Raw genomic sequence first — 13747 nt, forward strand, 5'->3', positions numbered from 1 at the left:
CGAGACACCCCGCCCGTGGACGTAATTCGCGTGGCAGGTCTCCTGGCTCGCGGGGTCATAGCCTCTACCCGTCTTCCTGAGGGTATTCGCCTCAGTGACGTGATTGGGGTTGGCTCGCCGCTAACAGTTGCGGGGGCAGCGCCGGCATCGCACCGGCTTCCCTCTTAGCTCCGCTGCGGCAGCGCCGCACGCGAGAACCACGACACGCAGACAATCACAGCAGTTCGCTCTTTTGTCAATGACGCATAACGAAATGTTTATGTTGTTATGTGATCGCGCTTTTACGCCTTTGTCTAGCATTGTGAAATATTCAGTCTGCTGCCCGTATTCGGCATCGTGGGACGTGATCGCAAGTCAAGTCCGACGGACGCCGCGAGTTCTCCGTTACCTCAGGAACCTTACTGGCCTTCCCCAAGCTGAGCTTCTGGAAAATGCTGGTGACGATCTGGATGACGGTGAATGCCGTCATGGCAAGCACGCCTTGCACCGCTCCTCCAGCGAGCTTCACGGCAGCAGCATGGGTCAGTTCTCCGAAGCGAATGGCTGTCGCTATCAGCGAGCTTTGACACAGTTCCGCCACTGCGGTCATCGCGTCAGTAGGGCGGCTGGTTAGTTGCCGGCGCATCTACAGCAACCCAGCCCCTTCCGCCTCGCGGCGCAAATTCTGCCTTGGCCTTGGGCCGATCTGCTGGATCACCAGGCCGGCCGCCAGCGAGCCAAGGTCGCCGCAGGTCTTGAGGTTGCGGCCCTGCGTGTAGCCATGCAGGAAACCGGCGGCGTAGAGGTCGCCGGCGCCGGTGGTGTCGACCAACTCCTTGATGGCGGTCGCCTCGATGACCACGGTCTCGTCGCCGCGCACGATCACTGAGCCTTTTTCGGAGCGGGTGACGGCGGCAATCTTGCAGTCTTTGCGGATAGCCGCCACCGCCTCGTCGAAGGATTTTGTCTGGTAGAGCGACTTGATCTCGTGGCTGTTGGCAAAGACGATGTCGACAGTGCCCGAGCGCATCAGCTCGAGGAACTCGTCCCGGTAGCGGTCGACGCAGAACGAATCCGACAACGTCATCGACACTTCGCGTCCGGCCTCGTGTGCGAGCTTCGCCGTCTGCCGGATCGCCTCCTTGGCGCGCGGCGGATCCCACAAATAGCCCTCGAAATAGGTAACCTTGGCGCCGGATGCCTTGTCGGCCTCGACATCCTCAGGGCCAAGCTCGACGCAGGCGCCGAGATAGGTGTTCATCGAGCGCTCGCCGTCGGGCGTGACGAAGATCATAGAGCGCGCCGTCGGCGGCTCGCCCTTGAGCGGCCTGGTGTCGAAGGCGACACCCTGTGCATGGATATCGTGCGCATAGATTTCGCCCAGCGCATCGTTGGAGACCTTGCCGAAGAAGGCGGCGCGTCCGCCGAAGCTGGCTACGCCGGCCGCCGTGTTGCCGGCACTGCCGCCGGAGGCCTCGATCGCCGGGCCCATGCGGCTGTAGAGCAGTTCGGCGCGGCGCGTGTCGATCAGGTTCATCGCGCCCTTGATGATGCCGTTGATCTCGAGGAATGCCTCGTCGCACTGGGCGATGATGTCGACAATGGCATTGCCGATGCAAAGCACGTCATAACCCGGCATCAATGTCTCCGCCAAAAAACCCGAGCCGGCTTCTCGCCACGCCTGCCAGGCGCGGGTCTGCCCGGTGGAAATGGGCTTTCCGCTTGCCAATCCGTTCGCCGGCGGCTCTCACGGGGCGGCGAGTCCTGCCTCGCGACGCAATTCGTCCGCCCTGTCTGTCTTCTCCCAGGTGAAATCAGGCTCTTCACGGCCGAAATGGCCATAGGTCGCTGTATTGCGGTATATAGGGCGTAAGAGATCAAGCATCTTGATAATGCCTTTCGGTCTGAGATCGAACAACTCAAGAATGAGGCGCTCGATCCTGCTTTCCTCAACCCTGGCTGTCCCGAACGTGTTGACCATGACGGAAACCGGACTGGCCACGCCGATTGCGTAAGCAAGCTGCACCTCGCACACGTCCGCAAGTCCGCTAGCGACGATGTTCTTTGCGACATAGCGGGCTGCATAGGCAGCCGAGCGGTCAACCTTGGACGGGTCCTTGCCCGAGAAGGCGCCGCCGCCATGACGACCCATCCCGCCATAGGAATCGACGATGATCTTGCGTCCAGTGAGACCGCAGTCGCCGCGCGGCCCGCCGACTACGAACCGCCCCGTCGGGTTGACCAGAATTCTGACGCCTTCCGTCTCCAGGTGGGTCGGCAGGACAGGCTTTATGATTTCCTCAATGACGCCCTCGCGGACAGTCTCTTGCGAGACCTGCTCGTCATGTTGCGTCGACACGACGATGGTATCCAGGGCGACCGGGCGCAACCCCTCATAGCGCACTGAGACTTGGGATTTCATGTCAGGACGCAACCAGCCAAGCTGTTGTGCCTTCCGGACATACGCCTGCCGTTTCGTCAAGCGATGAGCGAGCTGGATCGGCAAAGGCATCAGGGTATCGGTTTCGCGGCATGCGTAGCCGAACATGAGGCCCTGATCTCCCGCTCCCTGCTGGAGGTCTTGCCCTCTTCCCTCGTCAACGCCTTGGCTGATGTCGGGCGATTGCTCGGTGAGGGCATGAACGACGGAGCAACGCCGGCCGTCAAAGCCGACGGCCTCGTCGTCGTACCCAATGTCGAGAATCGTATCGCGCGCAACTTGGCTGTAATCCACCTGGGCATCGCTGGTGATCTCGCCAGCCAGAACGACTATCCCTGATTTTACCAACGCTTCACAGGCGACGCGCGCCTTGGGATCTGTGCGGAGGATGGCATCGAGGATGGCATCCGAGATGTTGTCGGCCAACTTATCCGGGTGCCCCGCGCCAACCGATTCGGAAGAGAACACGAACTGCCTAGCCATGAATACCTCGCTTCGGATGTTGGATGTGGTATGGGCATTTTGCTTGGCCCACCTTACTTGTCGGAGATGCCCGGGACCTCGAACGCAGCGCACAAGTCGGCAACGTCTCTTCGCACGCAGGCATGGAGATCTTCGTCGTCTGGCCGCTGGAGGACGGAGTCAATGAAGCCAGCAATTTGCACCATTTCCACATCGCGCATGCCCATTGACGTCACTGCTGGCGCCCCCAGGCGAATTCCGCTTGTGACCGCCGGATGCCGCGGGTCGCCAGGCACCATATTAAAGTTTGTGATGATTCCTGCCTTTGCTAGTCGCTCGGCATAGGCCTTGCCCGATAGTGGCCGATCGCGAAGATCAAGGATCAGCATGTGATTGTCCGTCCCCCCGGTAACCAGGTCATAACCTCGCTCAAGCAGTGCATGTGCCAGAGCCTTGGCATTCTTGACCGTCTGTTGGCCGTAGCTTCGGAAGGACGGGTTCGCGGCTTCGTGCAAGGCAACCGCTAGCGCAGCGATGGCATTCATGTGAGGTCCGCCTTGCAGGTGAGGGAAGACCGCCCGGTCTATTCGTCTGGCGAGATTGTATTTGCTCTTTGTATGATACAGGGCCTGATAGCGATCTTCGTTCCTTGACAAAATGAAGCCACCGCGGGGACCGCGGATCGACTTGTGGGACGTGCTGCTGACCACGTCGCAATGGCCCACGGGATTCGGGTGCGCTCCCGCGGCAATCAGGCCGCTGATGTGCGCAATGTCGGCTACGAGATAGGAGTTCGCTTCCAGGGCAATTTCTGCCATTGCCGCGTAGTCAAAGACACGCGGGTAAGCGGTTCCGCCGACCCAAATGAGCCGCGGCCGTTCCCGCTTGGCTGTCTCGCGCAAGCGGTCATAGTCAATCTGCTGTGTCTTTTCATCTAGTCCATAGGGCACGCGTTGATAGTCAGTTCCGGAAAAGTTGATGGCCCAACCATGAGTCAGATGGCCCCCTTCCGGAAGGGGCAAGCCCATGACTTTGTCACCGGGACTCAAAAGCGCACGATAGACAGCCTGGTTGGCCGGCGAGCCGGAATAAGGCTGGACGTTGGCATGCTCGCTGCCAAATAGCGTTTTCAGGCGCTCAATGGCCAGATTCTCAAGCTCATCAACGATCTCGTTTCCAGCGTAGTAGCGCGCGCCGGGGTACCCCTCGGCGTACTTGTTCGTGAAAATCGAGCCGTTCGCTTCCAGCACGGCCGAGGACGCAAAGTTCTCTGAGGCGATGAGCTTGAGGGTCGTCCGCTCCTGCCGCTCCTGTCTCAGAAGCAGCTCGTGGACGCGGCAATCAACCGCGGCCAAGGAAGACCGCCCGTGGGTGTCCGGCTGTGCGATCGCGCCGTCTGCGGAGTTGTCCATGGTAGCTTCGCGCTCCAATTGGATTGACCTATTTCACGATCAAGCACGCGGTCCCTTTCGGCCGCGTGTCTCGTACCGCTTCGAGCCGCTGCAGGTCCTGTTTATGATAGCCGTCGCGATGGGGCAGGAGATCGATCAATAATTGAACCAGCCCGCCGTCGTTGGATCCTGCGTTGAGATGGTACGAGCGCCACGGAGGCTGTTCGTTGCAGCAAAGAAAGTCGGCTCTGGCGAGCAGCCGGACGTGTCGCGCAACCCGCTCTCGACACACGCTCAGAATCTCCGCTAGCTCGCAGACAGTTAGGTCCGCATGCGCACAAAGGCCCAGGATTCGAAGGCGGTCAGGATGCGCTGCCATGCGTAGGCGACTAACCAGTGTCATCATGGCTCAGGACCAAGTCCTACCGAATTTCTCATTTCGCGTTCTCCGCAGAAGTTGCGATTTCGAAGGGTTGTCCAACGACCGGACAAATCTCGGTGGCCGTGACGACCGTCGATATCCTGTGTCGAACAAACAAATGGGCGCTCTTCTTGCCTTTAGCCGAAATTGCAAGCAGGTCGGCCAGTCGAAGACAAGCGGGGCCACGGTTTGGAACCACTGACCTCAGACGTTGCAATAAGCCTACCATTCACAGCGAGCCGGAGTTGCTAAGAGTCTATGAATTTCCTTGAAGGATCTGTTGCAACGTTTGCCCAGCCTGGCCTGCTCCCGGTTTGCATCGGTCACGGTCAGGCGATCCATCGCCTCTGCGAGCACGATCAGGAATTTGCCCTGCATCGCATCGCTGATCAGCTCCTGAAGGCCGGGACGCAACAGCGACCCCGCCGCAGATCGCGCGGTGGGTATTGCTGTCGACGATTGTCCAGCCTTGCTTTTCAGCACGCAAGCAGCAGAGCCGCAACTGATCCTCGATCGAGGCGTCTCGGTGATTGTCAGTTGAGTAGCGAGCGCCAAGCGCGACCTTCATGAGGCGGCCCCTTACTCCGGGACGCGGTCTCGCGTCTGGCCATCCGTTTCGGCTTGAACGAAATCCCGTGCGGCCTGTCGCGCCAGCAGCCGGACCAGATTGACGAAGCGTCGATCGGGCTCCGGCGACGCAGACACAGCCAATTCGCGGGCCGCGCCGGCGACCACACGAAGCTTTTCGGCTGTTGCCGTTTCGGCGCGCTATGATCGCGTTCCTGTCCTGACGCGAAATACTCCGTTTCGCGACAATGATGCCAAGTCACAGTGCTTCGACAAGCTGGAATTCTATCAATAACGCGCGTCGCGCAGGAGCCAGTGCTGGCCGATGACGGGGCACCTTGTGCTCCGAAGAAGCCATGGCTATATATCCGGATAGAGAACGGAGGCACGCGATGGGCAACACTGCACAGAAGAGAGCCATCGAGAATTATCGCTCTCGCCTGGCTGAGCGCGGCATCGCGCGGTTCGAGATCCAGGCCTTCGACGCAGACCGCGATCTACTGCGAACTCTTGCCCGAAAATTAACGGAGAGCGGGCCGGATGCCCGACAGCTTCGTCGGACCATACAGCAAGCCGTGGCGGGTGAGCCACCGAAAGCGGGCAGCATTCTCGCCGCGTTGCGTCGCTCGCCTCTGGTTGGCTCCAATCTCGACCTCAGCCGGCCGCGCGAAGAGGGGCGCAAGATCGACCTGTGACGCGCTACCTTCTTGATACCAATATCATCAGCAATGTCATAAAGCCGGAGCCTTCGGGCTCGTTGCTGGCCTGGATGGGCGCGCAGAAGGACGAAGACCTCTTCATTGCTTCGCTTACTGTCGCCGAAATTCGCCGAGGCATCCTAGAGAAGCCGAAGGGGAAAAAGCGCAGCAGCCTTGAAACTTGGTTCGAGGGCTCCGAAGGCCCGCAAGCGCTGTTCGCTGGCCGCGTGCTGTCGTTCGACGAGAAAGCTGGCCTCGTGTGGGCGCGGCTGATGGCCAACGGCAAAGCCAGAGGCCGTTCGCGGAGCGCCCTAGACACAATCATTGCCGCTGTAGCCGAAGTCAATGAGTGTGTCGTAGTGACCGACAATGAAAAGGACTTCGAGGACGTTCAGGTAATCAACCCGCTCCGTAGCTCTGGAAGCCAAGCGGGTGATGATAGCTCCAACGGTCCGGCCGATTCAATTTGAGGATTTCAGCGGCACGGAGTCCGAACGTCTCGTTCGCCTACCTTTAGCGATGGCTGGATTGATCTTGCTTAGTTCGGCCAGGGACGTCTTTTACAGTTCCGCTGAATAGCATCCCGGTTCATCTAGTCAGCTCAACCTACTAACAGTTCGCACGCACGAGCGCCGCGGATAAGGGGCGATCGCAGGGACTGCGATTCGCGTGTCGAGCTCGTCCATCTTACACTCGATCTCGCCTTCGAAGGCCTCTCGCCAAACGCCGCTGTAGTCGATCCCGCGTGCGGCTCGGGGGGCCTTCTCATCGAGGCTTTCTCGCGGCTGGTCTGGCGCGCTACCAATGGCAAGTTCGCCCGCCGGGAACTTGTCGGTCTGTACTCCCAGCTCTGGGCGTCCACATCAACTGCGGAGCTCTTGCCATAGCCGTGTTCTGCCGTTAGCTGGCAGCTCTCGAGCTCGACGAGCAGCCGATCAGCGACACCCGCGACCTCAAGTTCGACCCGGTTGACTCGATAACACCCTATTGGCAGTTTCAGTCCGGGAGGATCTGCCCACTCCAATCACAAGCCGATCTTTCGACCCCGTAGTCGGGAATTCTCCATGGCCCTTCGTGAAGAAGGAATGCAGCGCCGAAAGCCGAAGCGCTTCCGATACATCGAAGCCCCTTCCGAGTCGGAGCCCCGATTAGGCATTCCTGCCACTCTATCTAGCCGACCCCCGTGGCCGCGTTGCCGATCGGTGCGCACTGGTCGCCTACATCGCCCCGGCACGTGAAGATCGTCTCTGCTGACGCTCGTTGACAATTCAGGCCGCCTCCGGCTGGCGTTTGATCAGCGTCAGCGTCAACCAGCGCGCGGTCAGCGCCGGCTTTTTCGAGCCCTCGATCTCAATCGTCACGCCCAGCGCCGTCTGCACCCAGCCCGACGGCCTGACCTTGACGTCGGCCAGTACGAAACGGGTGCGGATGCGCGATCCGGTTTTCACCGGCGCCAGGAAGCGCAGCGATTCGAAGCCATAGTTGACACCCATCTTGCAGTTTTCGAGCGGCCGCATGGTCTCGAAAGTCATCGCCGACAAAAGCGAAAGCGACAGGAAGCCATGTGCGATGGTGCCGCCGAACGGCGTCTCGCGCTTGGCGCGCTCCGGATCGCAGTGGATGAACTGGTGGTCATCGGTGGACTCGGCGAACTGGTCGATCATCCGCTGCGAGACCACCCGCCACGGCGACACGCCGACTTCCTTGCCGACGCTGGCCAGAAGCTCGTCGAGACTGATCGGTTCCAAGCTAATGTCCTCCATTTCAACCGTCCGAAGCGCGAGCGGCTTCATTCCGTGAACAGTGTCAGCCCATGCTGCACCGACTGCCGGCCATCCATCGGCAGGATGGCTCCGGTGAGATGACTGCCGTCACAGCTGCACGAATAGAGCGTTCCGCCGGCAATCTCATTCGGCGCACCGATGCGGCCGATCCGAACATGGCTGCAGACGAGCCGGCTTGTACTCGGTCGCGGTGCGCCTCGTGCAGGCCACTGAAAGCAGCTCGTCTTGCTACCGGTGATCATTCCGCCGGCGCCGCTATGCGGTATTGTCGCAGATTGATAAAATCAATTGTCTGGATAGGAACCATCCGTGTTTCGAATTTGGAGGAGTCCGGCAGACGGGGTGGCTTGGGGTCCTTGTTGAAGCGCGCCGGCCTCATTCACCGGTAGCACTGAGCCGGCAAGAAGCGCCAGTTCAATGACATTGGGTGTCGACACGGCAAAGCGGCATCAGATGCTACTTCATGATGCGGGATGGCGCTTGCTTCAAGAAGCGCTCGGCCTGACGTGGAAGCCAGCACCGGATCTGGACTGTCGATATGCGCCCGATACGCGCAGCACAGCCTGCAACCGCAGCGACGATGATCTCAGCCGTTGCGAGCATGCCAACCTTGGTGCCGGCCACTCTGTTAGCTTGAAGCGCAACGCGCATTTGACCCGTCACCAGACCGGGTTGCGTAACTTGGATTTCCAAGGCGTCTTCCTGGGTTTGCACCGTCAGCGCGCTGACAGCAAAGGCAGGTGCGCACGTCAAGGCAAGCGATCGTCTCGATCTCGCGGGCAATTCCAGCCCCACCGCGGGAATCTGACCCGACAACAACGAGCAGATGCGGTTCTCGCCTCGGCGCCATTGCTCTGTCTTTCGATCCATTCTCGCGTGCGCGCTTCTGGGGCGTCGTTCAGCGCAAAGTCGGTGACCACGGCTGCGCTTTCCGCGCCAGCCTCAAAAAACGCCTTCGAGACGGTCAGGTTGAGGCCGCCGATGCAGACCAATGGGATCGGCGCGACCTGGTGCTTCCACCGCTGATCCGCTCGAGTCCTCGCGACGCCCATTCATCTTCTTGAGGCTGTTGGATAGACTGGGGCGAGCGCCACATACTCCGGTTCCGCCACTGGCGCCGTTTCCAGTTCGGTGTGATCGTGGATCGACAGGCCGAGCTTCAATCCGACTTATTTCATCGCCAGCATCGGCGGCAGCCAAATCCTTTTGACCAAGATGGACGAAGTCGCAGCCTTCCACGATTGCCGTGCGCCAAATGTCGTTGACTCACTTGGCAACCATGGACCGCGCAGGCGTCGTTCGCGCGGCGGATTTCCGTCTGCAGTCCTTTCTCGTCCATATCCTTTATCCGGAGCTGCACCAGACTCACGCCGAGCGGAACCAGCCGGTCAATCCAGCCGGCACGTCCACGACTTCATGAGTAGACGGCCCTGCCGATCGTCGGTGGGTAGCGCCGTTCGAGCATTCCCGAGCTGAAAGCTTCACGACCGGCATCGACCGCTTTGCCGAACGCACGCGCCATGCCGACCGGATCGGCCGCCCTCGGGACCGCCGTGTTCAGGAGCACGGCGTCAAACCCCTCTATGACGGTCGCCGCGTACGACGGCCGTCCGAGCCGTGCATGCACAATCAACGGAATGTAGGGGGAATGTCCGCGCATCAACTGGACCTCGGAGCTCAACGCTTCATCGCATTAGAATGAGCGTTCGAAACGCAGGATACCGCCGACACTGCTCTTCTTGTTGGCATTGGTCCAGTTCACTTCGGAAGCTTTCACCTTTCCGACGGCGGAGCCTCCGTAGCGGTCATAGTCGAGTTCAGCCGTAACTGTGAAATCTGGAAGGAACGCATAGGCGACGTTCGCAGCGACACCATAGTTGTTGAGCTGATCACCCGAGAGCTGAAGGTTGAACGAAGCTGACTCGGTGAGCTCGTAACCGGCGCCAGCCCAGAAAGCCCAGTTCCCGCCCCAAGGTTTATAGAAACCGCGACCATGAGCGTCTACCGAATTCATCGAGCCGTAGTTGAGCTGGCCATGGGAACCGTAGCCCAACATTCCGGATAGCAACAGTTCGTTGGTGACATTGATGTCGACACGGACCTTGGCGGCCACCGATTCGTAGTTGCTATCATAAGCTGCAACGCCGGTGATCGCTCCCCAGCCATGTGCGTATTTCAAGCCGCCTACTATGTGGGGAGCGTAGCTGTCGATTGTGCCGACCACGTCCGAGCCTTGTTCCAGCGAAACCACGGCCGAAAAGCCGTTCCCTGCGTCCAAGTAGTACTGAACCACATTGGTATCGAAAGCGCCGTACGGAGCCGGCGTCTGGTTCAGTACATCACCCGCGCAGCCAATAAACATGTCGAAAGCCGACCGGTCCTTACCAACTCGCAGGCCACCAAGCTGAATCCAGGCGATAGTCAGGCCGCTGCCTCCGTTCAAGGCATAGGACCGAGAACTGTCCGAAACCGATGTCTGGTGGCTGCCGAAGTTCACGCGGGTTTCGGTGTAGGTCTTCAACGTCCCGCGTTCGGTCTCCTGGCCGGTCCAGGTTTTCAATGTGAAGCGTGTGTTGTTTTGCAACGCGCTCTGATGCTCACCAGTCCTCACATCCGAGGTTCTTGAGTGGTCAAACAATCCGACGTTGTAACGGACAGAGCCGCCGATTCGCAGGCAGGTCTCGGTGCCTGAAATGTAGACGTAGCCCGAGCCGTAGACGTCACAGATCTTGACGTACTCAGTCGGGTCAGGCTCGGCGGCGGTGGTGACGGCGCGAGCGTTGGAAACGGCAATCAGTGCCGCAGTTGAGCCGAGGAGGAGGCTCCTAATGGTCATTGTCGATCTCCGCTTTAATAATAAAGTGATGGACGCGAGTGATTCTGTGAACAACTTCGAAACGTGCGCAGTTTTGCTGCGCCGTCAGCTAAGCCCTGAAGGAAATCCTAGAATGTATTCTGGTGATTGCTGTCCAATATTTGGTTTTAGCTGCCGATTACTTAATTTTCGCCGAAATGGAGGTATGCAAAATTTTGTACAATCATCACAGTCAACTCAGCTGGTAAAGGTAGGCGTCACAAAGGGTCCTGCATTCGACCGCAAATGACGTGCCAGCCTGACGACCAGCTGCGGCTTGAAGCTCAATTGTGCGGGCGGACCTTGGTTCGCACTTCCTTGTTTTTGCCTTGCGGATCCACCCAAGCACGAACGGAAAACGTTCGGCTACAGTTCGACTGTTCGCTTCGCGACAGTTTCGTTCAATGGGGACAGCATTGTTTGTGGTGAGCCCGACGTTGAGGCATCATGCGGCGGCACCGCTCGGCACGACGCCGTCATGTTGGCGAGCTGATGCTCGACAACTACGCGCTGCAGCCTTGCACCAAACAGCGCTCGGCAATAAATCTCGACCAGCGCTCAAAGTCCCGATAGGTCCGGCCGTTAGGATGGAGTGCGCAGGCCACCCCTTCACGCTGGAATTCTTCGAATGTGATGGCGATACGCTTTATCGCGTGAAGATCATCTGTTCGCGGATTGTCGAGCAGAAGACCGAAGTTCGGGATCAAGCGCGATTCCAAGTTCCTTTGTCCCCTAATGATGGCGGTGCGCTGCTCGCCAAGGGTCCACCACGGTTCAATCCGATGATCGTGATTGACGCCGGTTAGAACAATGTCAGCGGTGGCGTCTATGTTGTATGTGCGACACAAGGTTTCGCGCGTTTCGAAGTGAAGCTTCTCGTGTTTGAAATCGATGAGATCGGGCAAGCGCAAGGCGAACACTTTGCCAGCGAGCGGCGTCGTTCGACTGCTTCCATGGTAGATGAGCGGCACGATATCCGCGCTCAATTGGGCAGAACAAACTGCCGTGCGTGGAATGTCCTCAAATCCGAAGCCGCCAACCTCGCGCATCTGCTGCACAAAGAGCTGCGGCTTATGCCGCCGCCAATGCTCACGATTGGCCAAATCTTTGGAAGTTGCTCTCCGGGATCGATGAATCTGAGAAATACGAATTCGCCATAGCGCTACTCCGGGACGCGGCACTGCCGCATCAAATGCGAAAACGTGATCGGGACCGCGCGGAAGCGCTACACCTCGCAGGTGGGCGTCCACCATCGCTCCGGAATCGCGCCGTTGCTCTGGCGCAAGAACGCGCGAGGTACGGACTCGCGATCTCACCGACGTCGGCATCCCACGGTGCTACCTCTTCCGGATGTGCGAGGAAGGGCTGCTCGTGAAGGTCGGCTATGGGCGGTATCGAGCCGCTGCCTACGTTGAAGCGAACTGAGCTGGCTAGGCGAGTGACTTCAGGATGATCCCGGAAGTATTATCAAAGAGATCGTTCCGGAAATTCAGATTGGCATGTGCTCAAACGTGATCCAGAATTTCCGTTGAGCAAAGTTGGTAGTGAAAGCGCGTGACCTCGTCGGCGTGTGGCAGAAGGCGATTTCAGCTGTGATTGACAAGACCGCGCCTGCTGGTCGCTGAATGGTCAGCGACAAGAGGCCTGGCACACTAGCACACGTGAGTTCAGGGCTCATGAAAGGGTAATGCTCAACAATCCTGCTCAATGAACGTCGTAATGAATGACGAGCTTGTTCTGAGTATTTAACACGTGAGCGATTTCAGGGGCGTGAATTCGGTTCATTCAGGTTGTAAGGTCCAAAAAGGTTGCAACTTACTACCGGCACGGTCCCGTCATCGCGCAATTGCAATTCGATCTAACCGGCTTATTCTGGCTGTCGGGGAAATGTTACAGCGGAGGGAAACCGTGAACGATTTGCTGAACAAACCGGCTACACCCAGGTCAAGACATTTCAATCTGAAACTGGCTGTCGCAGCCGTGTCTATCACTTACGCGCTTTTCGGCGTCTACGGCAAATCCTTCGGCGATGCATTCTTCGGCATCATTCTGGCGTTCATAGCCTTCCTCGACGAGTATGGATTTGACACGAACCGTTATGTCGATGCGGCGCGGCAAAAGTTGCAAAGGTTCTATCGGCAAGGTGATAAGATCGCGCGGGTTCTCGTCTTCACTATCGGAGTCGGTGGAACCGCTCTGATCGTGGACTGGATATTCAATCTCAACGTCATCCCGATCGATGCGATCGATCCATGGATAAAGCGTCTGGCGCCGGCGCTGGTCATTGCCGCGACAACGCTTTTTCTCGTGACTTTCTTTTCCAAGTTTTTCTATCAGCTCAACGTCACCGCCGCGGATCGAATATCGAACCGGATTGAGATCACGCTCTACCTGGCCACATCGCTCTTTATTGTTTCGAACATCGTCTTCTGGATCGGGATTAATGTCGAAAACGCGCTTCCCTCCTCCTCCACCGATCTGAACAGGTATGATCCAGGGCAATGGGCAGATATTTCTCCGTGGTGGCAGAATTTGCTTCTGTCCCTTGTCCTAATCTCCCTGGTTTGGCTGACCGCCAGCTTCATTTGGGCCTTCTCGCGCTACGCGGAATATTATTGGCGCGACGTACCGCTGAACTCCAAGCCCAAGAGGGCTCAGAACCAGGACGGCAGAAGTACGAAATCCAAGTAACAGCCGCAGGTTGGCGGCAGCGATTGATCATCTTCGACCGGAATTGCCGGTGTTAGATAGGAGTGGCTTCTTCGATGTAAAAATGGGCGAACTCTTGTGGTTGCGTGGAGCCTGAGGTCGGTAAGGTCCGAACCCGGCGCACTGCGGGACGTCGCTGAACTCAAAGCGTGCGTCGACGGTGGGATGGACTACAGCCTCCGGATTGGTCTCTCGGAGTTTGACCTTGTAGCCTAGTTTGGCGGTCAACCATGAGAGCCACGTAGGGGTCCGGCAAACAAAGGCCTGTGATCTTGAGCCGAAGCCAGGGCTTGTTGGCTCGCTTGGCTTCGCCCAGTTTCAGCCTCAGCTTGTGCAGGAAGGTTTCGAGAGTGCCCTCGTCTTTCGGCCAATCCGTTGGCATAGACGGTCTTTAAGGCGGAGTCCTTGTAACGGACCGTGCGGCTACGAGCCGGCCTCGGCT

At 58.7% G+C, this 13747-nt stretch carries 11 protein-coding genes, 2 pseudogenes and 1 riboswitch; of the genes and pseudogenes, 3 read left to right on the plus strand and 10 right to left on the minus strand.

All coding sequences use genetic code 11. From position 1 onward, the window contains the following. Positions 1-15: 15 nt before the first annotated feature. Positions 16-217, minus strand: a riboswitch (cobalamin riboswitch). Positions 218-625: 408 nt separating this feature from the next. The 4 genes from NKJ75_RS05375 to NKJ75_RS05395 all read right to left on the minus strand — a co-directional run bounded on the left by NKJ75_RS05375 (position 626) and on the right by NKJ75_RS05395 (position 5248). After that, positions 626-1618 carry an adenosine kinase gene (locus NKJ75_RS05375; RefSeq protein ID WP_352499286.1) on the minus strand — a complete coding sequence of 331 codons (993 nt, stop codon included), beginning with the start codon at positions 1616-1618 and terminating at the stop codon, positions 626-628. 108 nt (positions 1619-1726) lie between these two features. Further along, entirely contained in the window at positions 1727-2902 is a 1176-nt protein-coding gene (gene metK, locus NKJ75_RS05380; RefSeq protein WP_352461117.1) for a methionine adenosyltransferase, read from the minus strand. Positions 2903-2955: 53 nt separating this feature from the next. Then, complete coding sequence (gene glyA / locus NKJ75_RS05385; RefSeq protein WP_352499287.1) at positions 2956-4293, minus strand: serine hydroxymethyltransferase; 1338 nt, start codon at positions 4291-4293, stop codon at positions 2956-2958. Positions 4294-4915: 622 nt separating this feature from the next. Next, complete coding sequence (locus tag NKJ75_RS05395; RefSeq protein WP_352499289.1) at positions 4916-5248, minus strand: recombinase family protein; 333 nt, start codon at positions 5246-5248, stop codon at positions 4916-4918. A gap of 404 nt (positions 5249-5652) precedes the next feature. Between NKJ75_RS05395 and NKJ75_RS05400 the strand changes: the two genes are divergently transcribed. Continuing rightward, positions 5653-5955, plus strand: coding sequence for a hypothetical protein (locus NKJ75_RS05400; protein WP_023671839.1), 303 nt, complete (start codon positions 5653-5655; stop codon positions 5953-5955). Further along, complete coding sequence (locus NKJ75_RS05405; RefSeq protein WP_023822889.1) at positions 5952-6428, plus strand: type II toxin-antitoxin system VapC family toxin; 477 nt, start codon at positions 5952-5954, stop codon at positions 6426-6428. Before NKJ75_RS05400 ends, NKJ75_RS05405 begins: the two co-directional genes overlap by 4 nt. 798 nt (positions 6429-7226) lie before the next feature. Here NKJ75_RS05405 and NKJ75_RS05410 read toward each other — a convergent pair. The 6 genes and pseudogenes from NKJ75_RS05410 to NKJ75_RS05435 form a co-directional block, all read right to left on the minus strand. Next, the gene (locus tag NKJ75_RS05410; RefSeq protein WP_031194149.1) at positions 7227-7721 is read right to left on the minus strand and encodes a MaoC family dehydratase; all 495 of its coding nucleotides are present in this window, start codon (positions 7719-7721) and stop codon (positions 7227-7229) included. 477 nt (positions 7722-8198) lie between these two features. Then, the gene (locus NKJ75_RS05415) at positions 8199-8537 is read right to left on the minus strand and encodes a bifunctional hydroxymethylpyrimidine kinase/phosphomethylpyrimidine kinase (RefSeq protein WP_352499505.1); all 339 of its coding nucleotides are present in this window, start codon (positions 8535-8537) and stop codon (positions 8199-8201) included. A 48-nt stretch (positions 8538-8585) separates the two neighbouring features. Further along, positions 8586-9135, minus strand: a pseudogene (locus tag NKJ75_RS05420) (thiamine phosphate synthase); the annotation flags it as partial. A gap of 21 nt (positions 9136-9156) precedes the next feature. Then, positions 9157-9417 (minus strand): annotated as a pseudogene (locus NKJ75_RS05425) (thiazole synthase); the annotation flags it as partial. An 18-nt stretch (positions 9418-9435) separates the two neighbouring features. Beyond that, positions 9436-10578, minus strand: coding sequence for a porin (locus NKJ75_RS05430; RefSeq protein ID WP_352499290.1), 1143 nt, complete (start codon positions 10576-10578; stop codon positions 9436-9438). 521 nt (positions 10579-11099) lie between these two features. Next, positions 11100-11846: a hypothetical protein gene (locus NKJ75_RS05435; RefSeq protein WP_352499291.1), complete on the minus strand. Its 747-nt coding sequence runs from the start codon at positions 11844-11846 to the stop codon at positions 11100-11102. A 658-nt stretch (positions 11847-12504) separates the two neighbouring features. On the opposite strand from NKJ75_RS05435, the gene NKJ75_RS05440 reads away from it, so the two are divergent. Beyond that, a complete protein-coding gene (locus NKJ75_RS05440) occupies positions 12505-13287 on the plus strand; it encodes a hypothetical protein (RefSeq protein WP_352499292.1) in 783 nt (260 codons plus the stop codon). Positions 13288-13747: the final 460 nt, after the last annotated feature.

The sequence above is a fragment of the Mesorhizobium sp. M0058 genome, assembly GCF_040323095.1.
Lineage (GTDB): Bacteria > Pseudomonadota > Alphaproteobacteria > Rhizobiales > Rhizobiaceae > Mesorhizobium.

Bases quoted from the DNA above. Each gene is read 5' to 3' on its own strand.
- NKJ75_RS05375 (WP_352499286.1), bottom strand. From the start codon at position 1,618: ATGCCGGGTTATGACGTGCTTTGCATCGGCAATGCCATTGTCGACATC.
- metK (WP_352461117.1), bottom strand. From the start codon at position 2,902: ATGGCTAGGCAGTTCGTGTTCTCTTCCGAATCGGTTGGCGCGGGGCAC.
- glyA (WP_352499287.1), bottom strand. From the start codon at position 4,293: ATGGACAACTCCGCAGACGGCGCGATCGCACAGCCGGACACCCACGGG.
- NKJ75_RS05400 (WP_023671839.1), top strand. From the start codon at position 5,653: ATGGGCAACACTGCACAGAAGAGAGCCATCGAGAATTATCGCTCTCGC.
- NKJ75_RS05410 (WP_031194149.1), bottom strand. From the start codon at position 7,721: ATGGAGGACATTAGCTTGGAACCGATCAGTCTCGACGAGCTTCTGGCC.
- NKJ75_RS05430 (WP_352499290.1), bottom strand. From the start codon at position 10,578: ATGACCATTAGGAGCCTCCTCCTCGGCTCAACTGCGGCACTGATTGCC.